The organism is Streptomyces sp. NPDC047886 (assembly GCF_043204435.1).
GTDB lineage: Bacteria > Actinomycetota > Actinomycetes > Streptomycetales > Streptomycetaceae > Streptomyces.
The window spans coordinates 591958-614899 of record NZ_JBIDCF010000003.1; the positions used below are offsets into that span (position 1 = coordinate 591958).

Sequence of the window (22942 nt, forward strand, 5' to 3'; positions counted from 1 at the left end):
TCCACAGGGCGTTGTCCACAGGGGGAGACGGGCGTCGGACGCCGGGGGTACGGTCGTCGCGGCTGAGTGAGGAACGAGCGGGGGGCTGATGGACGAGACGATGCGGGCTGCCGTGCCGGCACAGCGGAGGGTGCCCGGGGGGAACCCGCGCATACCGGTGGTGCCGGGGTTCGCGCCTCGCCGTCCGGGTGCGCGTACCGGTGGCGCGGCGGGTGGGGACGGGGCGGGTTCGCCCAAGGAGCAGGGCAAGGCGCTGCGGCTGCGGACGCCCAGGTCGGCGCATGAAGCGCTGGTGTCGGCTGCCGGCCGGCCGGACGCGGTGCGGGCCGTCGAGGAGTCGAGCCGCGGGCGGGTGGCGGGGCTGGCGCCGATCCGGGTGGGCCGGATGGCCGCGACCCCGTTCGCGTTCCTGCGCGGTGCCGCCGGACTGATGGCCCACGACCTGGCCGGGACGCCCGTGACCGGGATCGGGGCACAGATATGCGGCGACGCGCACGCGGCGAACTTCGGTCTCTACGGCGACGCGCGCGGCCGGCTGGTCATCGACCTGAACGACTTCGACGAGACCGCGGTCGGCCCCTGGGAATGGGACCTCAAGCGGCTCGCCACGTCGCTGGTGCTGGCCGGGCGGGAGGCGGGCGCCGACGAGGACACCTGCCGGGCGGCGGCGTTCGACGCGGTGGGCGCCTACCGGCGGACCATGCGGCTGCTGGCCAGACTGCCGGTCCTCGACGCGTGGAACGCCATCGCCGACGAGGAGCTCGTGTCGCACACGGACGCGCGGGATCTGCTCGGAACGCTGGAGCGGGTCTCGGAGAAGGCCCGCAGGAACACCAGTGCCCGTTTCGCGGCCAGGTCCACGGAGGCCGACGAGGACGGCGGGCTGAGGTTCGTGGACGCGCCGCCCGTACTGCGCCGGGTGCCCGACGCCGAGGCCGCCGCGGTCGCCGCGTCGCTCGGCGCGTACCTGGAGACGCTGCCCGAGGACCGCCTGCCGCTGCTCGCGCGGTACGCCGTCCAGGACGTCGCGTTCCGGGTGGTGGGCACAGGGAGCGTCGGCACCCGCTCGTACGTGGTGCTGCTCACCGACCACCGGGGGGAGCCGCTGGTGCTCCAGGTGAAGGAGGCGCGTCCGTCGGCGCTGGAGCCGTATCTGCCGGCGGCGGGGTTCCCCGTGCCGGACGTGGCGCACGAGGGACGGCGCGTGGTGCTCGGACAGAAGCGGATGCAGGTCGTCAGCGACAATCTGCTCGGCTGGACGACCGTGGACGGCAGGCCCTACCAGGTGCGCCAGTTCCGCAACCGGAAGGGAAGCGTCGACCCGTCCGCGCTGGCCGCCGACCAGGTGGACGACTACGGCCGGATGACGGGGGCGCTGCTCGCCCGGGCGCACGCCCACAGCGCCGACCCGCGGCTGATAGCCGCCTACTGCGGCAAGAACGACGAACTGGACTCGGCGATGGCACGGTTCGCCGTGGCGTACGCGGACCGCACCGAGGCCGACCACGCCGACCTGGTCGCGGCCGTTCGCACCGGTCGCATCGCCGCCGAACTGGGGGTCTGACTCCTGGTGCGGCCGGGCGGTCGCCCCGTGGCGGTGGCCGTCCGGGCGGGGGTGTGGTGGATGTGGGCGCCGGCGCCCGTACGCTGGTCGGGTGACGACCCCGAGCGACGACGTGACCGGTGCACCGCATACCGGTGAGGCCGCCGATGCCGAGGACCAGCGGCCCGAGGCGCGGCTGGAGAAGGCCGTGCGCGCCGCCGAGCAGGCGCTGATCGAGTTCGAGATCGCGGTGGAGACGTTCCGGGTGGAGGTGGAGAACTTCTCCCGGCTGCACCACCAGAGGCTCGGACCGATGTACGCGCGCCTGGACGAGCTGGACGCGCTGATCGCCGAGGCCCGTGCCGAGCGCACCGGTGACCCGGAGGATCTGCGCAAGGCGCGCGAGGCGCGGGCGATGGTCCTGCCGATGCCGGGCGTCGACGAGCTGTTCCACAGCTGGATCGACTCCGACGGTCTGTCCCCCGAGGCCGCGGCGATGCTCACCGAGCAGCCGGTGCAGCCGCCGAAGCGGGTCCGGCCGACGGACGAGGTGCGCAAGCTCTACCGGGAGCTGGCCCGTAAGGCGCATCCGGACCTGGCGCGGGACGAGTCCGAGCGGCAGCGGCGCGAGGAGTTCATCACCCGCGTCAACGCCGCCTATGGGCGGGGCGACGAGGCCATGCTGCGGGAGCTGTCCGACGAGTGGGCGGCGGGCCCGGCGCCGAAGGCCCCGGAGCTGAGCGAGAGCGAGGAGCTCTACGCCCGGCTTGAGTGGCTGGCGCGACGGAAGGAACTGCTGAGCGTGGTCGCCCAGGATCTGGAGGAGAGCGCTATCGGCGCGATGCTGCGGATGGCGCCGGACGATCCGGACCGGCTGCTGGAGGAGATCGCCGAGCAGTTGCTCGCCCAGGTCTCCGAGCGGGAGGCGGAACTCGCGCAGCTGACGCGGTAGCGCGGGTACCCTCGGTCGGGTCTATCTGTTTGGGTTGATATGTCCTGTGGGTGGGACCCGATGCCTCGGGACAGGATCCTCCGGGGCCCGGTGCCGGGGCGTGGTCCTTCGGGTCTGGTCCTTCGGGTCTGCTGCCTCGGGGCCTGATCCTTCGGCGCTCGGCCCTTCCGGTTTTCTCCTAGTTCTCCTGCCACGAGAGAAGGCTTGATTCATGAACTTCGGTCCGCTGCCCATGGTGGATGCCGCCGCCGTGCCCGCCGATGCCCTGGTCCTGGATGTCCGTGAGGACGACGAGTGGGCTGCCGGGCATGTCGAGGGTGCCGTGCACGTGCCGATGAGCGAGTTCGTGGCCCGCTTCGGCGAGGTGACGGAGGCGGTGGCCGACGGGCGGCGCGCCTATGTGATGTGCCGTGTCGGGGGCCGGTCGGCGCAGGTGACGCAGTACCTGGTGCAACAGGGCATCGACGCGGTGAACATCGACGGCGGCATGCTCGCCTGGCAGCGCGCCGGCCGTCCGATGGTCGCCGAGCACGGCGCGGCGGCGGTCGTTTTGTAGGGCGCCGCCGTTCCGGCACGTCAGTTCGGCGGGTGGACGGCCAGGAGCTCGCCGAGGGCCTCCTCGTACGCGGCGGCGGGGCCCAGGGAGAGCTCAAGCTGCTTGGCCCAGGCGTGGTAGCGGTGCAGCGGGTAGTCGGTGTCCGCGCCGAATCCGCCGTGCAGGTGCTGCGCCGTCTGCGCCACGCGCCGTACGCCCTCGGCCGCCCAGATCTTGGCGACGGCGACGTCCGCCGACGCGGGCAGGCTTCCGGTCGCACCCGTGCCGACGCGCCAGGCCGCCTGCCACAGGGTGGCCTCCATGGCGCGCAGATCGATGTACCGGTCGGCGGCCTGGACGGCGACGGCCTGGAAGGTCGCCAGCGGGTAGCCGAACTGCTCCCGTTTCCCGGTGTACGCGCTGGTCATCGCGAGTACCGCCTCCCCGACCCCCAGGGCGAGGGCGCATGTGCCGGTGGCGAGGAGGGCGTGCAGCCGCTCCCAGGCTCCCTCGGAGTCGATCATGGCGTGCGGGGGGACGCGGGCGGCGTCGAGCCGTATCTCGGCGTACAGCTCGCCGTTCGTGGAGTACTGGTCGGTGAGTGACACCCCTTGCTGGTCGCGGGGGACGAGGGCGAGTACGGTGCGGCCGTTCTCCGTGTGGGCGGGTACGGCGATGAGGTCGGCGCTGTGTGCCCAGGGGACACCGGTCTGCGTACCGTCGAGGGTCCAGCCGTCGGTGCCGGGTGGAGTGCGGCGTGCCGTGACGGCCCGCTCGGCCGGGTCGTGGCCCGTGCGGCCGTTCGCGGCGGCGGTGAGTACCAGGGCGCCTCGGCCGACGCGCGGGAGGATCTCGTCGGCGAGTTTCTTACCGCCGTGGTGCCGCACGGTCATGGCGACGGCGCTGGTCTCCAGCAGCGGAACCCGGGCCAGCACCTTGGCGGACTCGCGCAGCACCAGGCAGACGGCGATGGGGTCCAGGTCCGCGCCGCCGTGCTCGGGTGCGAGTGCCAGGCTCAGCAGGTCGGCGCGGGCCAGCCGGGCCCACAGCGGCCGGTCGAAGTCCTCGGCGACGGCTCCGGGCGTACGCGCCGGGCTGGGCACGCCGTCGGGGGAGATGTCAGCGAAGACCGCCCGTGCCGCCTCGGCGGCCGCCTGCTGCTCCTCGGTGAAGGTGAAGTCCACAACCCTGCCCTCCCGCGCACCGTTTCCTGACGGACCGTCAAGATAGAACAGGTTCTAGGGGAAGGGAATGGCCGGTGGCCGTTCAGCGGTCGAAGTCGAGCCGCACCTCCGGTGTCATCGCGTGCGACTGGCAGGCCAGGACGTAACCGGCTTCCGTCTCGTCCTCCTCCAGCGCGTAATTGCGGCCCATCCGGACCTCGCCGGACACCAGGAACGCCCGGCAGGTCCCGCAGACGCCGCCCTTGCAGGCGTACGGGGCGTCCGCCCGGCTGCGCAGCACCGTCTCCAGGAGCGACTCGCCCTCCCGCACCGGCCAGGTGCCGGAGCGGCCGTCGAGCGTCGCGGTCAGCGTGGCGTGCGGGGCCTCACCGGCCGCCCTGCCGGCCGCCGGGGCCGAGCCGTCGTCCACATGGAAGATCTCCTGGTGGATACGGCTGCGGTCCACTCCGAGGCCGCGCAGTGCGTCCTCGGCGCCGAGGACGAGCCCGAACGGTCCGCACAGGAACCAGCCGTCCACGTCGCCGACGGGGAGCAGCGCGGGCAGCAGCGCCGTCAGCCGCTCCTTGTCCAGCCGCCCGGACGGCAGCCCCGCCTGCTGCTCCTCCCGGGACAGCACGGTGATCAGCTGGAACCGGTCCGGATGGCGGTCCTTCAGATCGGCGACCTCGTCCAGGAACATCGTGGAGGCGGCGGTGCGGTCGCTCCGTATCAGGCAGAACCGGGCGTCCGGCTCCTGAGCCAGCAGCGTGGCCGCGATGGACAGGACCGGTGTGATGCCGCTGCCGCCGACGATCCCCGCGAAGTGCCCCGGCCGCGGCGCCAGGACGAACCGGCCCATCGGCTCCATGACCTCGACCGTGTCCCCGACCGCGAGCTCCTTCAACGCGTACGTCGAGAACTCGCCGCCGTCCACCAGCCGGATGCCCACCCGCAGCACCGGGATCTCGCCCGCGGGGGCGGCCGGCGCGCAGATCGAGTACGTCCGGCGGACCTCCTCGCCGTGCGGGCCGCCACGGCGCAGGGTGACATGTTGGCCGGGGGTGTGGCGGAAGGCCTCGCGGAGCTCCGGCGGCACGGCGAACGTCACCGCCACCGAGTCGTCCGTGAGCCGCTCGACCTCGCTCACCCGGAGCGGATGGAACATCTACAACTCCTTGAAGTGGTCGAAGGGTTCACGGCAGGAGGCGCAGCGGCGCAGCGCCTTGCACGCGGTCGAGGAGAACCGGCTCAGCAGCTCGGTGTCGGTCGAGCCGCAGTGCGGGCAGCGGATGGCGAGCGTGACCGGCACGGGCCCGGACGTGTCCTGCGGGCGGGGCGGAGCTATGCCGAACTCGGCGAGCTTGCGCCGGCCTTCCTCGCTGATGTCGTCGGTGGACCACGCCGGGGAGAGGACGGTGACCACCGACACCTCGGGTATGCCGTGGTCGTGGAGCACCCGCTCGATGTCGGAGGACATGGCCTCGATCGCGGGGCAGCCGGTGTAGGTCGGGGTGAGCCGGACCCGCACCTTGCCGGGGCCCTGCACGTCGACGCCGCGCAGGACGCCGAGGTCCTCCAGGGTCAGGACGGGCAGCTCGGGGTCGGGTACCGAACCGGCGAGCCGGCTCAGCTCCTCCTCCAGCGGGGTCGTGGTCACCATGACGCCCCCGGGTGGCTGCGGTGCAGATGCTGCATCTCGGCGAGCATCCGGCCGAAGGGTTCGGTGTGGAGACCCTGGCGGCCGGCCCCCGCGCTCCAGGCGTCGGCGCGCGGCCGGTCGGGGACGGTGAGCGTGGCCCGGCCGAGCACCGCCGTCACCGAGGCGAGCCAGTCGGTCTCCAGCTCCCGCCAGTCGATGTCGAGTCCTTCGACGGGCTGGAACAGCTCGCCGGTGAAGCGCCAGAGCGTCTCGCAGGCGCGCTGCATCCGCTCATGGCTCTCGGCGGTGCCGTCACCGAGCCGCAGCGTCCACTGTTCGGCGTGGTCCTGGTGGTAGGCGACCTCCTTGACGGCCTTGGCGGCCAGCGCGGTCAGGTCGCCGTGCGCCGCGGGTCCGTCGGCCGCCAGCCGGCCGTACAGCAGTCCCTGATAGGTGGAGAAGTACAGCTGGCGGGCGATGGTGTGCGCGAAGTCGCCGTTGGGCTGCTCGACGAGCTGGACGTTGCGGAAGGCGCGCTCCTCGCGGAGGTAGGCGAGCTCGTCCTCGTCACCGACGAGGGAGAGCAGCACGCGGGCCTGGCCGAGCAGGTCCAGCGCGATGTTGGCGAGCGCCACCTCCTCCTCGAGGACGGGTGCGTGGCCCGCCCATTCCCCCAGCCGATGCGACAGCACCAGCGCGTCGTCGCCGAGGGCGAGAGCCGCGGCGTTCACCGTGGTGGTCACAGGTGCTGCACCCCCTCGGGGATCTCGTAGAAGGTCGGGTGCCGGTAGGGCTTGTCGGCGGACGGCTCGAAGAACGGGTCCTTCTCGTCGGGCGAGGACGCGGTGATCGCCGCGGACGGCACCACCCAGATGGACACGCCCTCGTTGCGCCGGGTGTACAGGTCGCGGGCGTTGCGCAGCGCCATGTCGGCGTCGGGAGCGTGCAGGCTGCCGGCATGGGTGTGGGACAGCCCGCGGCGCGAGCGCACGAACACCTCCCACAGCGGCCAGTCGCTGGTCGTCATGCCGTCGCCTCCCCGTGCTTCGCGGCGTACGCGGCCGCCGCCTCTCTGACCCAGGCACCCTCTTCGTGGGCCTGCCGGCGCTGGGTGATCCGCTGTTCGTTGCAGGGCCCGTTGCCCTTGAGGACCTCGTAGAACTCGGTCCAGTCGATGGCGCCGAAGTCGTAGTGCCCCCGCTCCTCGTTCCACCGCAGGTCGGGGTCGGGGAGGGTGAGGCCCAGGGATTCGGCCTGCGGGACACAGATGTCCACGAAGCGCTGGCGCAGCTCGTCGTTGGAGTGCCGCTTGATCTTCCAGGCCATGGACTGGGCGGAGTGCGACGAGTCGGCGTCCGGGGGGCCGAACATCATCAGCGACGGCCACCACCAGCGATTCACCGCGTCCTGCGCCATGGCGTGCTGCTCGGGCGTGCCGCGTGACAGGGCGAGCAGCGACTCGTACCCCTGGCGCTGGTGGAAGGACTCCTCCTTGCAGACGCGGACCATCGCGCGGGCGTACGGCCCGTAGGAGCAGCGGCACAGCGGCACCTGGTTGGTGATCGCCGCACCGTCCACGAGCCAGCCGATGGCGCCGACGTCGGCCCAGGTCAGTGTCGGGTAGTTGAAGATCGAGGAGTACTTCTGGCGACCCGAGTGGAGCTTGTCGAGCAGCTCGTCCCGGCTGACGCCGAGCGTCTCCGCGGCGCTGTACAGATACAGGCCGTGCCCGGCCTCGTCCTGGACCTTGGCCATCAGGATCGCCTTGCGTCGCAGGGAGGGCGCCCGGGTGATCCAGTTGGCCTCCGGCTGCATGCCGATGATCTCGGAGTGCGCGTGCTGCGCGATCTGCCGGACGAGCGTGGCGCGGTACGCCTCGGGCATCCAGTCGCGAGGCTCGATCCGCTCGTCGGCGGCCACGGCGGCGTCGAAGACCGCCTCGTACGCCTCTTGCGTGTCCGCGCTCACTGTCGTCATCGGACCCCCTACCCGACCGATCGTTCGGTTGAATGACTTCAATGGTGAGTCGGTGGCCCGTATGGTGTCAACCCTGTGGACAACTGCGGTGGAGCGAAGCGGAACGGGGCGGGATGGACTCGTACGACGAGGAGACCGGGCGCGCCGGGCGCGTCACGGGCGCCGGGGGAGGCGTTCACGGGGCTCCGAAAGCACAGGTCGAACCGGGTTCCGAGTCCATATCGGCGGACGGGGACGCGGACGCCGGCGCTCCTCCCGCAGGCCGTGACGCCGAGGTGTCGGGGCGTGACGGCGCACCGGCCGGCGCGCATGCTCCGAACGGGGCAACCGGTGGCGGCATAGCGGCTCTGTCCCTGCCGTACCAGGTGGTGGCGGCCGTCGCCCTCGCTGTGGTCGGTGTCCTGGGCTGTCTCCACCTCGGCATGGTCTTCCTGCACGTCGCACCCTCGAACACCCTGACCAAGCAGCACGGCAAGGCCGTCGACGACTGGGTCTTCCCCGAGTTCGAACAGAACTGGAAGCTCTTCGCCCCCAACCCGCTGCAGCAGAACATCGCCGTCCACGTCCGCGCCGAGGTCACCACGGGCGGCACGCGCAGGACCACCGACTGGATCGACCTCACCGCCGACGACGCGAAGGCGATCCGCAGCAACCCCCTCCCCAGCCACATCAACCAGAACGAGCTGCGCAGGGGCTGGGACTTCTTCGTGAACTCGCACACCAGCGACAACCGGCCCAACGGGACACGCGGCCGCCTCTCCGAGCAGTACGTCCGGCGCATCGCGATGCTCCGCCTGGAACAGCACGACCTGGGCGGACGGATCGAACGGATACAGCTGCGGTCCTCGACCCAAGGAGTCCCGGCGCCGGTGTGGAGTGACGAGAAGACCGACACCCGGCCGTATTACAGGGTCCTGCCGTGGTGGACGGTGACCGCCGCCGACCTGCCCGCCGGTGTCGACGGCGGGCGGACGGAGGCCGGCGAATGAGCGGCACCGACCCGACCGGGCACGGCACGACCGGGGACCACCCGACCGGGTACGGCGCGACCGGCGACGGCACCTCCGGTACCGAAGGCGGTCCCCGCGCGGATGGCGGTCCCCGCACGGACGGCGGCCTCCGCACCGACGGCGGCCTCCGCACCGGTGGGGGTACTCCCGGCACCGGTGGTATTCCCGGCGGTGTCGCGCGTCGCGGGCGTGACACCCTGGACCGCCGCCTCGCCCGGGCGATTCAGCGGGTCACGAGCACCGCGCTCGGCCCGTACCAGGCCGCCGTCGTCCGTATCGGGTTCTCCGCCACCTGGCTGCTGTTCCTGCTGCGCGAGTTCCCGCACCGGCGCGAGCTGTACGGTCCCGACGGGCCCTGGTCCTGGGACATGGCTCGGGAACTGATCTCCAACAACCACTCCTTCACGGCGCTGCTGTGGTCCGACTCCACGGTGTGGTTCGAGATCGTCTACGCGGTCGGTGTGCTGTCCAGCCTGCTGCTGCTGCTCGGCTGGCGCACCCGCACCATGTCGGTCGTCTTCATGGCCGGAGTGCTGTCGCTGCAGAATCGCTCCATCTTCATGGGCGACGGCGGTGACAACGTCGTCCACCTCATGGCCCTCTACCTCGTGCTGACCCGCTGCGGCCAGGTCTGGTCCCTGGACGCGCGCCGCGCCCGCCGGACACCCGCCGCCGACCGTGTCGGCCCCGTGCTGTGGGTGGTCCTGGGCGCCGGGCTCGTGGCGGCGACGCTCTTCAGCGACCGGACCGGCGAGATTTGGCTCCTGGCGCTGATGTGGCTGCTGTGGGCCGCGCAGGCCCTGTGGTGGCTGGTCGTCCGGTACGCCCCGGGCGAGCCGCGCACCCTCCTCGACGTCATGGCCAACCTCGCGCACAACGCGACCCTGGCGATCATCATGGCGGAGGTGTGCCTGATCTACGCCACCGCCGGCTGGTACAAGATCCAGGGCTCGCGCTGGCAGGACGGCACCGCGCTCTACTTCCCGCTCAAGCTGGACTACTTCACCCCCTGGCCCGCCGTTTCGGACGTGCTCGCGGCCAGCGGCGTGATGGTCATGCTGATCACCTACGGAACGGTCCTCGTCCAGGTCGCGTTCCCCTTCACGCTCTTCAACCGGCGGGTCAAGAACGTGCTGCTGGTGGCGATGATCCTGGAGCACGCGGGCATCGCCGTGCTGCTCGGGCTGCCGTTCTTCTCGATGGCGATGATCGCGGCGGACGCCGTGTTCCTGCCGACGGTGTTCCTGCTCTGGGTGGAGCGCCGGGTGCGGGGCGGCCGGCAGCGGCTGCTGCCACGCACGAAGGCGGTGGTCCCCGAACAGCGGCACGCCCCGGAGGAGCGGGCTCCCCGTACCCTCGTCGGGTGAGCAGTGAGACCCCCGTCCCCGTCATCGGGGACGATCCGATCCAGTACGACGACGGCTACGGGCAGCAGATAGGCGTCGGGCCGCACCCCCTGCCCTGGCCGGAGGGCGAGCGGTACGACCCCGAACTGCTCGCCGACGGCGACCGGCGCAACGTCGTCGACCGCTACCGCTACTGGACGCGCGAGGCGATCGTCGCCGACCTCGACGCACGCCGCCACGACTTCCATGTGGCCGTGGAGAACTGGGGACACGACTTCAACATCGGCTCCGTCGTACGCACCGCCAACGCCTTCCTGGCCAAGGAGATCCATATCGTCGGGCGGCGGCGGTGGAACCGGCGCGGCGCCATGGTCACCGACCGCTACCAGCATGTACGGCACCACCCCGACACGGCGTCGCTGACGGCGTGGGCGGCGGCCGAGGACATCCCCGTCATCGGCATCGACAACCTGCCGGGCGCGGTGCCGCTGGAACGGACGGTGCTGCCGCGCCGCTGTGTGCTGCTGTTCGGCCAGGAGGGGCCCGGCCTCACCGAGGAGGCGCGCGAGCACGCGGCGATGGTGTGTTCCATCGCCCAGTTCGGCTCGACCCGCTCGATCAACGCGGGAGCGGCCGCGGCGATCGCCATGCACGCCTGGGTGCAGCGGTACGCGGACATCGCCGAGCCGCCAGCCCTCTAGGTCCCTGAACCGCCCCGCGTGGCCGTCCGCCGGTGGCCACCGCCGGGTGGAGCCCGCCTGGTGGAGCCCGCCGCCGCGCGGGCGGGCTCCGTGGCGGGGCGCGGTCAGGCCGGGCGGCGTACCTCGACCACCCGGAAGCGGTTGGAGACGAAGGCGCTGTCGCACAGCGCCGCGTTCGCCGCCGGGTTGCCGCCGGAGCCGTGGAAGTCGGAGAACGCGGCCGTCTGGTTGACGTACACACCGCCCGTCAGGTTCAGCGACAGCTGCGCCGACTCCTCCAGGCAGACCTCCTCGATCGCGCGCTCGGTGTCCGGCGATGTGGTGTACGCGCCGACCGTCATCGCACCCTTCTCGCGCACCGTGCGCCGCAGCAGCTCCAGCGCGTCGGCGGTCGAGTCGACGGAGACGGCGAAGGCGACCGGGCCGAAGCACTCCGACATGTACGCCGCTTCCTCGTCGGGCTTGGACCCGTCGAGCTTGACGATGAGGGGCGTCCGCACGACGGCGTCCGGGAAGTCGGGGTTGGCCACCTCGCGGGAGTTCAGCGCGACCTCGCCGAGACCGGTCGCCGCCTCCAGCCTGGCCTTCACGTCGGGGTTGACCAGGGCGCCCAGCAGCGCGTTCGCGCGGGCGTCGTCCCCGAGCAGTCCGTCCACGGCGGCCGACAGGTCGGCGACCACCTCGTCGTAGGACTTCGGGCCCGCGTCCGTCGAGATGCCGCCGCGGGGGATGAGCAGGTTCTGCGGGGTGGTGCACATCTGGCCGCTGTACAGGGAGAGCGAGAACGCCAGGTTGGACAGCATGCCCTTGTAGTCGTCGGTGGAGTCGATGACGACCGTGTTGACGCCGGCCTTCTCCGTGTAGACCTGCGCCTGGCGGGCGTTGGCCTCCAGCCAGTCGCCGAAGGACGTGGAGCCCGTGTAGTCGATGATCCGGATCTCGGGGCGGACGGCCAGGGACTTGGCGATGCCCTCGCCGGGGCGCTCCACGGCCAGCGTCACCAGGTTCGGGTCGAAGCCCGTCTCGGCGAGCACCTCGCGGGCGATCCGCACCGTGAGGGCGAGCGGCAGAACGGCGCGCGGATGCGGCTTCACCATCACCGGGTTGCCGGTCGCCAGGGACGCGAAGAGACCGGGGTAGCCGTTCCACGTCGGGAAGGTGTTGCAGCCGATCAGCAGGGCGACACCCCGCCCGACCGGGGTGAACTCCTTGCGGAGCTCCAGCGGGTCCCGCTTGCCCTGGGGCTTGGACCACTCGGCGTCCGCCGGGGTGCGGACCTGCTCCGCGTACGCGTACGCCACAGCCTCCAGGCCGCGGTCCTGGGCGTGGGGGCCGCCGGCCTGGAACGCCATCATGAAGGCCTGGCCGCTGGTGTGCATCACGGCGTGCGCGAACTCGTGCGTACGGGCGCTGATGCGGGACAGGATCTCCAGACAGACCAGGGCGCGGGTCTCGGGACCGGCGTCCCGCCAGGCGGCCATGCCGACGCGCATGGCGTCCAGCAGGACCTCGACGTCGGGGTGCGGGTACTCGACGTCCAGCCGCACGCCGTACGGCGAGACCTCACGGCCGGTCCAGTCGTCGGTGCCCGGCTGGTCCAGGTCGAAGCGGGAGCCGAGCACGGCCTTGTGGGCGGCGAGGCCGTCGGCGGCGCTCTGCGTGCCGTTCTCCCCGTACGCCTTCGGATGCTCGGGGTGGGGAGACCAGTAGGCCCGTGTTCGGATCGCTTCCAGGGCCTGGTCGAGAGTGGGCCGGTGCCTCTCGGCCAGGTGGTCGATGGTGAGCTGCGCGGCGGCCATGACGGACCAACTCCTCGTCGAGCTGGGCAGGGACAGGCGGACAGAGCTAGAGTAACCGAACGATCGGTCGGTACAAGGGGGTCTGTCGAACCTGTGGACAACGCATCGGGGAGGATCACTGGTATGACCGACACAGAGGCCACTGAGGTCGCACAGACCCGTACCGTCGCCGTGGTCGGCACGGGCACCATGGGCCAGGGAATCGCGCAGGTCGCGCTGGTCGCCGGGCATCCCGTACGCCTCTACGACAGCGACGCCGCACGTGCCGACCAGGCCGTAGGCGCCGTGCTCGGGCGGCTCGACCGGCTGGTCGAGAAGGGGCGCATGGCCCCCGAAGAGCGGGTGGCCGCCGCCGCCCGGCTGCACCGGGCGGACACGCTCGGCGACCTGGCCGACGCCGCGCTGGTCGTCGAGGCGATCGTGGAGCGGCTCGACGTCAAGCGGGAGCTGTTCGCCGCCCTGGAGAAGATCGTCGGTGACGACTGCCTGCTCGCCACCAACACCTCGTCTCTGTCCGTCACGGCGATCGCCGGGGCGCTGCGTCTGCCGGGCCGCTTCGTCGGCATGCACTTCTTCAACCCGGCGCCGCTGCTGCCGCTGGTCGAGATCGTCAGCGGCTTCGCCACCGACGAAACCTCCGCCACGCGCGCGTACGCCACGGCCAAGGCCTGGGGGAAGACGCCCGTGCGGTGCGCGGACACCCCCGGTTTCATCGTCAACCGCATCGCCCGGCCCTTCTACGCCGAGGCGCTGCGCGTGTACGAGGAGCGCGGCGCCGACCCCGCCACCGTCGACGCCGTCCTGCGCGAGTCCGGCGGCTTCCGGATGGGGCCCTTCGAACTGACCGACCTGATCGGCCAGGACGTCAACGAGGCCGTCACCCGTTCCGTCTGGGAGGCGTTCCACCACGACCCGAAGTTCACTCCGTCGCTGGCCCAGCGCCGACTGGTCGAGTCCGGCCGTCTCGGCCGCAAGACGGGCCACGGCTGGTTCCCGTACGGGGACGGCGCCGAGGGGCCACGCGCGCGTACGGAGCCGCCCGCTCCCGCGCCGGAGTCGGTCATCCTCCACGGCGACCTCGGGCACGCGCAGCCCCTGGTCGCGCTGATCGAGCACGCGGGCGTCAAGGTCCGCCGCAAGAAGCAGGGCAGCCATCTCACCCTGCCCGGTGGCGGGCAGCTGTCGCTCGCGGACGGTGAGACGTCCTTCGAGTACACGGACGAGGAGATCGTCTACTTCGACCTCGCCCTCGACTACACGACGGCGGGCCGGATCGCGCTGTCCACCGCCGCGACCACATCGCCGGAGACGCTGCGGGAGGCCGTCGGCCTGTTCCAGGCCATCGGCAAGGAGGTCTCGGTCATCGGGGACGTCCCCGGGATGATCGTCGCCCGGACCGTCGCCCTCATGGTCGACCTCGCCGTGGACGCCGTCGAACGCGGTGTGGCAACGGCGGAGGACATCGACACGGCCATGCGGCTCGGGGTCAACTACCCGGCCGGGCCGACGGAATGGGCCGCGAAACTGGGCTACCAGTGGGTGGCAGGCGTCCTGGGCGCCCTGCATGAGCGCTACCCCACGGGCCGTTACGCGCGCTGCCCCGGCGTCGTCCGCAGGAGCTACGAGGAAGAGACGGCCGCCGCGGCCAGGACCGGCAGGGCCGTCAAGGACAAGGACAGCCGATGACCACCGTCAAGCGCGACACGTACACGCCCGAGACACTGCTGTCCGTCGCCGTCCGTGTCTTCAACGAGCGAGGCTACGACGGCACCTCCATGGAGCACCTCTCCAAGGCCGCCGGAATCTCCAAGTCCTCGATCTACCACCATGTCACCGGCAAGGAGGAGCTGCTGCGGCGCGCCGTCAGCCGCGCCCTGGACGGGCTGTTCGCGGTGCTGGACGAGCCGGGGGCCGCGCGCGGCCGGCCCGTCGAGCGGGTCGAGTACGTGACGCGGCGCACCGTCGAGGTGCTGCTGGACGAGCTGCCCTATGTGACGCTGCTGCTGAGGGTCCGGGGCAACACGAAGACCGAGCGCTGGGCCATGGAGCGGCGCCGCGAGTTCGACCAGCGGGTCGCCGACCTGATGAAGGCGGCGGCCGCTGACGGCGACCTCCGCGCCGACGTGGACATACGGCTCGCGACCCGGCTGCTGTTCGGCATGGTCAACTCCGTCGTGGAGTGGTACCGGCCGCAGCAGCCCGGCGGGACCGAGCGCGATCAGCTCGCGGAGACCGTTGTACGGCTCGCTTTCGACGGGCTGCGCACCACCACCGGCGACTGACGCCGCCGTCGGCACGGGCGAGACCGGGAGTCCCCGGCCTCGCCCGTCGTCGTTTCCCCGGCCGCCTCGATGATGCGGTCGCCCCGGTGAAGCGGCGCGGCCCCCGTGTCGCGGTCGCCCTGACGATGGGGGGGGCGCCTCCCGTGTCGCGGGCGCCCCGACGATGGGGGCGCCCCCCGTGTCGCGGGCGCCCTGCCGCATCCTCAGAGTTCGTCGGGAACGATCTTCCGGTTGAGATCGGTCTCCTCGAAGACCAGCAGGGTCCGTGTGGACAGCACCTCCGGAATGGCCTGGAGCTTGGTCAGGACCAGTTCCCGCAGGGTCCGGTTGTCCGGTGTGTGCACCAGCAGCAGGACGTCGAAGTCGCCGCTGACCAGGGCGATGTGCGCGGCGCCCGGCAACGCCTGGAGCTTCTCCCGGACCGTCCGCCACGAGTTCTGGACGATCTTCAGCGTGATGTAGGCGGACGCGCCCTGTCCGGCCCGCTCGTGGTTGACGCGGGCGCCGAAGCCACGGATCACGCCGTCGTCGATGAGCCGGTTGATCCGCGCGTAGGCGTTGGCGCGCGACACATGGACCCGCTCGGCCACCGAGCGTATCGACGCACGGCCATCCGTTTGGAGGATCCGCAGGATGTCACGGTCGATGGGGTCCAGCGGGCGCGGCGCCGGGCCGAGCTCGTCGCCGTGCGGCTCCTCGTCCCGGCCGTCGGCCATTTGTTCAGCTGCCATGTCCCCCCGCCTCTCTCTGATGGACGACCTGCCTCTATCCCAGGCTGTGGAGAACCGTTTGTCCACAGGCTGAAGGTGCCTGTAGCCAAAATGGCTCCACGACCGAACAATCGGTAGGTGAGGCGCGCCACATTCGCGCCCCCCTCGGGTCTTATGCCCACTCCCACGAGGAGGTGCAGTCATGACGGTCCAAGAGCTGCCCGGTGCGGCCTCCTACCGGCCCACGCCGCCCCCGGCGTGGAAGCCGCGCACCGACGCCGCGCCGCTGCTCCCGGACCCCGAGCCCTACCGGGTGCTCGGCACGGACGCCGCAGCCGGATTCGCCCCCGCGCTGCTCCGCCGGCTCTACGCCGAGCTGGTGCGCGGCCGCCGGTACAACGCGCAGGCCACCGCGCTCACCAAGCAGGGAAGGCTCGCCGTGTACCCGTCCAGCACCGGTCAGGAGGCCTGCGAGGTCGCGGCCGCCCTGGTGCTTGAGGAGCGGGACTGGCTCTTCCCGTCGTACCGGGACACGCTCGCCGCCGTGGCCCGGGGGCTCGACCCCGTCCAGGCGCTCACCCTGCTGCGGGGCGACTGGCACACCGGCTACGACCCGCGGGAGCACCGCGTCGCCCCGCTGTGCACCCCGCTCGCCACGCAGCTCCCCCACGCGGTGGGCCTGGCGCACGCCGCCCGGCTCAAGGGCGACGACGTCGTCGCCCTGGCCATGGTCGGCGACGGCGGCACCAGCGAGGGCGACTTCCACGAGGCGCTGAACTTCGCCGCCGTGTGGCAGGCCCCGGTCGTCTTCCTGGTGCAGAACAACGGCTTCGCGATCTCCGTCCCGCTGGCCAAGCAGACCGCCGCGCCGTCCCTGGCCCACAAGGCCGTCGGGTACGGAATGCCCGGACGGCTGGTCGACGGGAACGACGCCGCCGCCGTGCACCAGGTGCTGTCCGAGGCGGTGGCCCGGGCCCGGCGCGGCGGCGGGCCGACCCTCGTCGAGGCCGTCACCTACCGGATCGAGGCCCACACCAACGCCGACGACGCGACCCGCTACCGGGGAGACAGCGAGGTCGAGGCCTGGCGGGAACATGACCCGATCCGGCTGCTGGAGCGGGAGCTGACCGAGCGCGGTCTGCTGGACGAGGACGCCATACGGCAGGCCGCCGATGACGCCGAGACGATGGCCGCGCGACTGCGCGAGCGGATGAACGCGGAACCGGTACTCGACCCGATGGACCTCTTCGCGCACGTCTACTCCGAGCAGACGGCGCAGCTCCGGGAGCAGGCCGCGCAGCTGCGTGCCGAGCTGGCCGCGGAAGCGGAAGGTGACGTGAGATGACGACCGTGGCAGTCAAGCCCGCCACCATGGCGCAGGCCCTGCAGCGCGCCATGCGCGACGCGATGGCCGAGGACCCGACCGTCCATGTGATGGGCGAGGACGTCGGCACGCTGGGCGGCGTCTTCCGCATCACCGACGGGCTCGCCAAGGAGTTCGGCGAAGACCGGTGCACGGACACGCCGCTCGCCGAGGCGGGCATCCTGGGCACGGCCGTCGGTATGGCGATGTACGGGCTGAGGCCCGTGGTCGAGATGCAGTTCGACGCCTTCGCCTACCCCGCGTTCGAGCAGCTCATCAGCCATGTCGCGCGGATGCGCAACCGGACGCGCGGCGCGATGCCGATGCCGCTGGTCGTGCGTGTGCCGTACGGCGGAGGAATCGGCGGCGTCGAGCACCACAGCGACTCGTCCGAGGCGTACTACATGGCGACTCCGGGGCTCCATGTGGTCACACCGGCGACGGTCGACGACGCCTACGGCCTGCTGCGGGCGGCGATCGCCTCCGACGACCCGGTGGTCTTCCTGGAACCGAAGCGGCTGTACTGGTCGAAGGCGGCCTGGTCGCCCGACGCGCCCGCCGCCGTGGAGCCGATCGGCCGCGCCGTGGTGCGGCGGACGGGCCGCAGCGCCACCCTGATCACCTACGGCCCGTCCGTGCCGGTCTGCCTGGAGGCGGCCGAGGCCGCCCAGGCGGAGGGCTGGGACCTGGAGGTCGTGGACCTGCGGTCGCTGGTGCCGTTCGACGACGAGACGGTCTGCGCGTCGGTACGGCGCACGGGCCGCGCGATCGTCGTCCATGAGTCCACCGGCTTCGCCGGGCCGGGCGCCGAGATAGCCGCGCGCGTCACCGAGCGGTGCTTCCACCACCTGGAGGCGCCGGTGCTGAGAGTGGCCGGGTTCGACATCCCGTATCCGCCGCCGATGCTGGAGCGGCACCACCTGCCCGGCGTCGACCGGGTGCTGGACGCCGTCGCGCGGCTGCAGTGGGAGGCGGAGAGCTGATGGCCCAGGTCCTGGAGTTCAAGCTGCCGGATCTCGGTGAGGGCCTCACCGAGGCCGAGATCGTGCGCTGGCTGGTCGCCGTCGGGGACGTCGTCGCCATCGACCAGCCGGTGGTCGAGGTCGAGACGGCCAAGGCCATGGTGGAGGTGCCGTGCCCCTACGGCGGCGTGGTCACCGCGCGATTCGGCGAGGAGGGCGCGGAACTGCCGGTCGGCGCGCCCCTGTTGACGGTGGCGGTCGGAGCGACGTCGATATCGGATGGGGTCGGCGCGGACAGCTCGGCTGCCGGCGCCTCCACCGGCGCTTCCCAGCAGTCCGGTGCCGGTGCCGGTGCCGGTGTCGCGGAGGAGCGGTCCGGGAACGTCCTCGTCGGCTATGGCACGGGGGCGCCTGCGGCGCGCCGGAAGCGGATCCGGGCCGGGCTGCCCGGGGCGGCACCCGCCGCCCGGCCCGCGCCCCCGGCCGAGCCCGAGCCGGAGCCGCAGCCCGAGCCGAAGCCGGGGCCGAAGGGCGCTCCGGGGCCGGTACCGGTGATCTCGCCGCTCGTGCGGAAGCTGGCCAGGGAACGGGGCATCGACCTGCGACAGGTGCGGGGCTCCGGCCCCGACGGGCTGATCCTGCGCGCGGACGTCGAGCGGGCGTCGGCGGCTCCCGCGCCGACCGCCGTACCGTCCGTCCCGCCGGTGGCTGCCCCATCGGCGGGACCGGTCGTCGGCGAGCGGGTGCCGTTGCGCGGCATCCGGGGAGCCGTCGCCGACAAGCTGTCCCGCAGCCGGCACGAGATTCCCGACGCCACCTGCTGGGTCGACGCCGACGCGACGGAGCTGATGGCCGCGCGCGCCGCGATGAACGCCGCCGGGGGCCCCAAGGTCTCGCTGCTGGCGCTGCTCGCCCGGATCTGCACGGCCGCGCTCGCCCGGCACCCCGAGCTGAACTCCACGGTGGACACGGCCGCGCGGGAGATCGTCCGGCTGCCGCACGTCCACCTCGGGTTCGCGGCCCAGACGGAACGCGGCCTGGTCGTGCCCGTCGTCCGCGACGCGCACGGCCGGACGGCGGAGTCGCTGTCGGCGGAGTTCGCCCGGCTGACGGAGGCCGCGCGACAGGGCACGCTGACCCCGGCGGATCTCACGGGCGGCACCTTCACCCTGAACAACTACGGGGTGTTCGGGGTCGACGGCTCGACGCCGATCATCAACCACCCCGAGGCGGCCATGCTCGGCGTCGGGCGGATCGTGCCCAAGCCGTGGGTGCACCAGGGTGAGCTGGCGGTCCGGCAGGTCGTCCAGCTGTCGCTGACCTTCGACCACCGGGTGTGCGACGGCGGCACGGCGGGAGGCTTCCTGCGGTACGTCGCGGACTGCGTGGAGCAGCCGGCGGTACTGCTGCGGACGCTGTAGCCGGGCCCGGGCCCAAGGGTGCTGGGGCGCCCAAGAGGTCCCGGGTACCGAGGGCGCTCCGGCGCCCAAGGGGGGCCCGGGTGCTCAAGGATGCTCAGGCGCCGAGGGTGCTCGGGCCGAAGGGGGCTCGGGCGCCCAAGAGGGCTCGGGTGCCGAAGGGTGCTCGGGCCCGGGTGGGCAAGGGGACGGAGGGCCCTGTCGGAGGCCCACCTGGGTTCAGGTCGGGCCGGGCCGGGCGGACATACTGGGGGCGTGACCCGTTTTGACGTCGTCGTGCTCGCCGGTGGTGCCGCCAAGCGGCTCGGCGGGGCGGACAAGCCCGGGGTGAGTGTCGGCGGGCGTGCCCTGCTCGACCGCGTGCTGGCCGCCTGCCGTGCGGCGGGACGCGCCGTGGTCGTCGGCGGGCGCAGGCCCACCGTACGGCCGGTCGTGTGGGCCCGGGAGGAGCCGCCGGGTGGCGGGCCCCTCGCCGGGCTGGCGGCCGGGCTGCGGCACGTGGAGGCCGACACCGTCCTCGTGCTCAGCGGCGACCTGCCGTTCCTGGAGGACGCGACCGTACGGCGGCTGGCCGCCACGCTGGCGGGCGGAAGCGCCGAGGGTGTGCTGTCCGTGGACGCGGACGGGCATGACCAGCCGTTGGTGGCGGCGTACCGTACCGAGCCGCTGCGCCGGGAGGTCGCCCTCCTCGCGACCGAGTACGGCAGTCTGTCCGGGCTGCCGCTGAAACTGCTCACCCAGGAACTCGACCTCGCCCGGCTGCCCACGGCACCGCTGTCCTCCTTCGACTGCGACACCTGGGAGGACATCGCCATGGCCCGGGCCCGTATCAGGGAGCATGGGAACGTGCTGGACGAATGGATCACCGCAGTCAAGGACGAACTCGGCATCGAACTCGACGTCGACACCGACGTCCTGCTCGACCTCGCCCGTGACGCCGCCCACGGCGTCGCCCGGCCCGCCGCGCCGCTCACGACCTTCCTGGTCGGGTACGCGGCGGCGCAGGCGGGCGGGGCGGGCCCGGAGGCCGTCGCCGCGGCCGCCCGCAAGGCCGCCGCGCTCGCCGGCCGCTGGGCGGACGAGGCAGAGGCACCCGGACAGGCGCCGAGGACCGACCAGCTCGGCGGACTGAGCGGCGGGGCCGACGCCGGATGACGGACCGGGAGGTCGACGGCGTCGACGAAGCGCTCGCCCTGGTGGGACCCCCGGCACGGAAACCCGTGCCGCACCGGGACACACCCTGGGGCGAGGCGCGCGCCGTGGCGGGCCGGGCCGGGCGGAGCGTCCCGGCGCGCTCCGCGCGCGTCGGCCTGGACGCGGCGCTCGGCCGGGTGCTCGCCGAGCCGCTGGCCGCGCTCACCGATCTGCCCTCCTTCGACACCTCGGCCATGGACGGCTGGGCCGTCGCCGGGCCCGGCCCGTGGCGGGTGCGCGACGACGGGTCCGTCCTGGCCGGTCAAGGCGCGGCGGCTCCACTGCCCGACGGAGAGGCCGTACGGATCGCGACCGGTGCGCGCGTCCCGTCGGACACCACCGCCGTCCTTCGCAGCGAGCACTCCCGTACGGACGCGGGCGGGCATCTGTACGCCCGGCGTGAGGTGGTCCCCGGACAGGACATCCGCCTCCGGGGCCAGGAGTGCCGTGCCGGTGACGAACTGCTGCGCGCGGGCACGCCGGTCACGCCCGCCGTACTCGGGCTGGCCGCGGCGGCCGGGTACGACGAACTGCTCACCGTCGTACGGCCCCGGGTCGAGGTGCTGGTCCTCGGCGACGAGCTGCTCACCGCCGGGCTCCCGCACGACGGCCTCATCCGGGACGCCCTCGGCCCCATGCTCGGCCCCTGGCTCCGCGCGCTCGGGGCGGACGTCCTGGCGACCCGGCGGATCGGTGACGACGCGGAGGCGCTGCACGCTGCGGTGACCGGCTCGGAGGCGGACGTGGTGATCACGACCGGAGGTACGGCCGCCGGGCCCGTGGACCATGTGCATCCGGTGCTCCACAAGGCGGGCGCCGAGCTGCTCGTGGACGGAGTGAAGGTGCGGCCGGGCCATCCGATGCTGCTGGCGCGGCTGGACGGCCGACGGCACCTCGTGGGGCTGCCCGGCAATCCGCTCGCCGCCGTGTCCGGGCTGCTCACGCTGGCCGAACCGCTGCTGCGCGGGCCCATGCGGCGGCGTGACCAGGAGCCGTACCGGCTTCCGGTGCGTGACGAGGTACACGGCCACCCCCAGGACACCCGGCTCGTACCGGTGGTGCACCGGGCCGGGCAGGCCGTCCCGCTGCACTACAACGGCCCGGCGATGCTGCGCGGCGTCGCGGCGGCGGACGCGCTCGCCGTCGTACCGCCCGGAGGCGCCCGCGCCGGCGATGAGCTGGAGACCCTCGCACTTCCCTGGGCCGGGTCGGCTGCCGGAGACTGTTTCACGTGAAACTTCCCGGACATGACGCGATGGCCCGTCAGGCCGATGAGCGAGTCACCGGCGCCCGCATCCATCTGCCGCGCCGCGTCGTCGAACGCCCCCTGCGCCAAGTGGGCAAGCGCCTGCTGCTGGCGCTGCTGGTGCTCACCGTGACGATCCTGATCGTCCTGATGCACCGGGACGGCTACAAGGACGGCGCCGACGACCATCTCAGCGTGCTGGACGCCGTCTACTACGCGACCGTCACGCTCTCCACGACCGGCTACGGCGACATCGTCCCCGTCAGCGACACCGCGCGGTTCATCAACGTGGCGCTGGTGACGCCCCTGCGCGTGCTGTTCCTGATCATCCTCGTCGGCACCACTCTCGAGGTCCTCACCGAGCGCACCCGGGAGGAGTGGCGACTCAACCGCTGGAGGTCCACCTTGCGCGACCACACTGTCGTCGTCGGCTTCGGGACGAAGGGCCGGTCGGCGATCGAGACGCTGGCCGCGACCGGTCTGAAGAAGACACAGATCGTCGTCGTGGACCCCAGCGACAAGGTGATCGAGGCGGCCACGGCGGACGGCTTCACCGCGGTGCTCGGTGACGCCACCCGCAGCGAGGTGCTGCTCCGTGCCGAACTCCAGCGGGCCCGCCGGATCATCATCGCGACCCAGCGCGACGACACCGCCGTGCTGGTCGCGCTGACGGCCCGGCAGCTCAACCGGGGCGCCAAGATCGTTGCCGCGGTCCGTGAGGAGGAGAACGCGCCGCTGCTCCGGCAGTCCGGCGCCGACGCCGTGATCACCAGCGCGAGCGCGGCGGGTCGGCTGCTCGCCCTGTCCATGCTGAGCCCCAGCGCGGGGACGGTGCTGGAGAACCTGATCCAGCAGGGCACCGGGCTGGACCTGATCGAGCGGCCGGTGACCAAGGCCGAGGCCGGCCGAGGCGTCCGTGAGACCGAGGACCTGGTGGTCAGCGTTCTGCGCGGCCATCGCCTCCTCGGCTACGACGACCCGGCGGCGAGCCCGCTGCAGCTGACCGACCGGGTCATCACCATCGTGCGGGCGAACGGCGCGCCCGCGCCGGGCGCCGCCGCGAGGAGCGACGGTTTCCCGGGCAGGCAGCCGGAGTAGCCTC

Annotated in this window: 22 protein-coding genes; 14 read left to right on the forward strand and 8 right to left on the reverse strand. The window is 72.5% G+C overall.

The window, feature by feature from the left end:
- Positions 1-88: 88 nt before the first annotated feature.
- The 3 genes from ACGF5U_RS14240 (at position 89) to ACGF5U_RS14250 (ending at position 3051) form a co-directional block, all read left to right on the forward strand.
- A complete protein-coding gene (locus tag ACGF5U_RS14240; RefSeq protein WP_392710479.1) occupies positions 89-1564 on the forward strand; it encodes a DUF2252 domain-containing protein in 1476 nt (491 codons plus the stop codon).
- Positions 1565-1676: 112 nt separating this feature from the next.
- On the forward strand, positions 1677-2495 hold the full coding sequence (locus ACGF5U_RS14245) for a J domain-containing protein (protein WP_392710673.1): 819 nt from the start codon (positions 1677-1679) through the stop codon (positions 2493-2495).
- 211 nt (positions 2496-2706) lie between these two features.
- A complete protein-coding gene (locus ACGF5U_RS14250; protein ID WP_392710480.1) occupies positions 2707-3051 on the forward strand; it encodes a rhodanese-like domain-containing protein in 345 nt (114 codons plus the stop codon).
- A 20-nt stretch (positions 3052-3071) separates the two neighbouring features.
- Here ACGF5U_RS14250 and ACGF5U_RS14255 read toward each other — a convergent pair whose 3' ends face one another.
- The 6 genes from ACGF5U_RS14255 to paaA all read right to left on the reverse strand — a co-directional run bounded on the left by ACGF5U_RS14255 (position 3072) and on the right by paaA (position 7809).
- Positions 3072-4214: an acyl-CoA dehydrogenase family protein gene (locus ACGF5U_RS14255; protein ID WP_392710482.1), complete on the reverse strand. Its 1143-nt coding sequence runs from the start codon at positions 4212-4214 to the stop codon at positions 3072-3074.
- A gap of 82 nt (positions 4215-4296) precedes the next feature.
- Entirely contained in the window at positions 4297-5358 is a 1062-nt protein-coding gene (locus tag ACGF5U_RS14260) for a 2Fe-2S iron-sulfur cluster-binding protein (protein ID WP_392710484.1), read from the reverse strand.
- A complete protein-coding gene (gene paaD / locus ACGF5U_RS14265) occupies positions 5359-5853 on the reverse strand; it encodes a 1,2-phenylacetyl-CoA epoxidase subunit PaaD (RefSeq protein WP_392710485.1) in 495 nt (164 codons plus the stop codon).
- The gene (gene paaC / locus ACGF5U_RS14270; protein WP_392710487.1) at positions 5847-6575 is read right to left on the reverse strand and encodes a 1,2-phenylacetyl-CoA epoxidase subunit PaaC; all 729 of its coding nucleotides are present in this window, start codon (positions 6573-6575) and stop codon (positions 5847-5849) included. The genes paaD and paaC overlap by 7 nt, the downstream gene beginning before the upstream one ends.
- Complete coding sequence (gene paaB / locus ACGF5U_RS14275; protein WP_392710488.1) at positions 6572-6859, reverse strand: 1,2-phenylacetyl-CoA epoxidase subunit PaaB; 288 nt, start codon at positions 6857-6859, stop codon at positions 6572-6574. The genes paaC and paaB overlap by 4 nt, the downstream gene beginning before the upstream one ends.
- Positions 6856-7809: a 1,2-phenylacetyl-CoA epoxidase subunit PaaA gene (gene paaA, locus ACGF5U_RS14280; protein ID WP_392710490.1), complete on the reverse strand. Its 954-nt coding sequence runs from the start codon at positions 7807-7809 to the stop codon at positions 6856-6858. Before paaA ends, paaB begins: the two co-directional genes overlap by 4 nt.
- A 113-nt stretch (positions 7810-7922) precedes the next feature.
- Between paaA and ACGF5U_RS14285 the strand changes: the two genes are divergently transcribed.
- Genes ACGF5U_RS14285 through ACGF5U_RS14295 form a run of 3 tightly spaced genes read left to right on the forward strand, consistent with a single transcriptional unit; the run spans position 7923 to position 10866 of the window.
- Entirely contained in the window at positions 7923-8798 is an 876-nt protein-coding gene (locus ACGF5U_RS14285; RefSeq protein WP_392710491.1) for a DUF5819 family protein, read from the forward strand.
- Positions 8795-10186, forward strand: coding sequence for an HTTM domain-containing protein (locus ACGF5U_RS14290; RefSeq protein ID WP_392710492.1), 1392 nt, complete (start codon positions 8795-8797; stop codon positions 10184-10186). Before ACGF5U_RS14285 ends, ACGF5U_RS14290 begins: the two co-directional genes overlap by 4 nt.
- Positions 10183-10866: a TrmH family RNA methyltransferase gene (locus tag ACGF5U_RS14295; protein WP_392710494.1), complete on the forward strand. Its 684-nt coding sequence runs from the start codon at positions 10183-10185 to the stop codon at positions 10864-10866. The genes ACGF5U_RS14290 and ACGF5U_RS14295 overlap by 4 nt, the downstream gene beginning before the upstream one ends.
- 104 nt (positions 10867-10970) lie before the next feature.
- On the opposite strand, the gene paaN is transcribed toward ACGF5U_RS14295, so the two are convergent.
- Positions 10971-12665, reverse strand: coding sequence for a phenylacetic acid degradation protein PaaN (paaN, locus tag ACGF5U_RS14300; RefSeq protein WP_392710495.1), 1695 nt, complete (start codon positions 12663-12665; stop codon positions 10971-10973).
- A 123-nt stretch (positions 12666-12788) separates the two neighbouring features.
- Between paaN and ACGF5U_RS14305 the strand changes: the two genes are divergently transcribed.
- Together ACGF5U_RS14305 and ACGF5U_RS14310 are read left to right on the forward strand one after the other, a co-directional pair.
- Positions 12789-14351, forward strand: coding sequence for a 3-hydroxyacyl-CoA dehydrogenase (locus tag ACGF5U_RS14305; RefSeq protein WP_392710496.1), 1563 nt, complete (start codon positions 12789-12791; stop codon positions 14349-14351).
- On the forward strand, positions 14348-14947 hold the full coding sequence (locus tag ACGF5U_RS14310) for a TetR/AcrR family transcriptional regulator (protein ID WP_392710498.1): 600 nt from the start codon (positions 14348-14350) through the stop codon (positions 14945-14947). Before ACGF5U_RS14305 ends, ACGF5U_RS14310 begins: the two co-directional genes overlap by 4 nt.
- A 203-nt stretch (positions 14948-15150) precedes the next feature.
- Here the strand turns inward: ACGF5U_RS14310 and ACGF5U_RS14315 are convergent, their stop codons facing one another.
- On the reverse strand, positions 15151-15678 hold the full coding sequence (locus tag ACGF5U_RS14315) for an Lrp/AsnC family transcriptional regulator (RefSeq protein WP_392710499.1): 528 nt from the start codon (positions 15676-15678) through the stop codon (positions 15151-15153).
- Between the two features lie 181 nt (positions 15679-15859).
- Between ACGF5U_RS14315 and pdhA the strand changes: the two genes are divergently transcribed.
- The 6 genes from pdhA (at position 15860) to ACGF5U_RS14345 (ending at position 22938) form a co-directional block, all read left to right on the forward strand.
- The gene (gene pdhA / locus ACGF5U_RS14320) at positions 15860-17002 is read left to right on the forward strand and encodes a pyruvate dehydrogenase (acetyl-transferring) E1 component subunit alpha (protein WP_392710500.1); all 1143 of its coding nucleotides are present in this window, start codon (positions 15860-15862) and stop codon (positions 17000-17002) included.
- Positions 16999-18003, forward strand: coding sequence for an alpha-ketoacid dehydrogenase subunit beta (locus ACGF5U_RS14325; protein ID WP_392710501.1), 1005 nt, complete (start codon positions 16999-17001; stop codon positions 18001-18003). The genes pdhA and ACGF5U_RS14325 overlap by 4 nt, the downstream gene beginning before the upstream one ends.
- Complete coding sequence (locus ACGF5U_RS14330) at positions 18003-19403, forward strand: dihydrolipoamide acetyltransferase family protein (RefSeq protein WP_392710502.1); 1401 nt, start codon at positions 18003-18005, stop codon at positions 19401-19403. The genes ACGF5U_RS14325 and ACGF5U_RS14330 overlap by 1 nt, the downstream gene beginning before the upstream one ends.
- A gap of 252 nt (positions 19404-19655) precedes the next feature.
- Positions 19656-20555, forward strand: coding sequence for an NTP transferase domain-containing protein (locus tag ACGF5U_RS14335; protein ID WP_392710504.1), 900 nt, complete (start codon positions 19656-19658; stop codon positions 20553-20555).
- Positions 20552-21829: a molybdopterin molybdotransferase MoeA gene (locus tag ACGF5U_RS14340; protein WP_392710505.1), complete on the forward strand. Its 1278-nt coding sequence runs from the start codon at positions 20552-20554 to the stop codon at positions 21827-21829. The genes ACGF5U_RS14335 and ACGF5U_RS14340 overlap by 4 nt, the downstream gene beginning before the upstream one ends.
- Before the next feature lie 20 nt (positions 21830-21849).
- Positions 21850-22938, forward strand: coding sequence for a potassium channel family protein (locus ACGF5U_RS14345; protein ID WP_392710674.1), 1089 nt, complete (start codon positions 21850-21852; stop codon positions 22936-22938).
- The last annotated feature ends 4 nt before the right edge of the window (positions 22939-22942 follow it).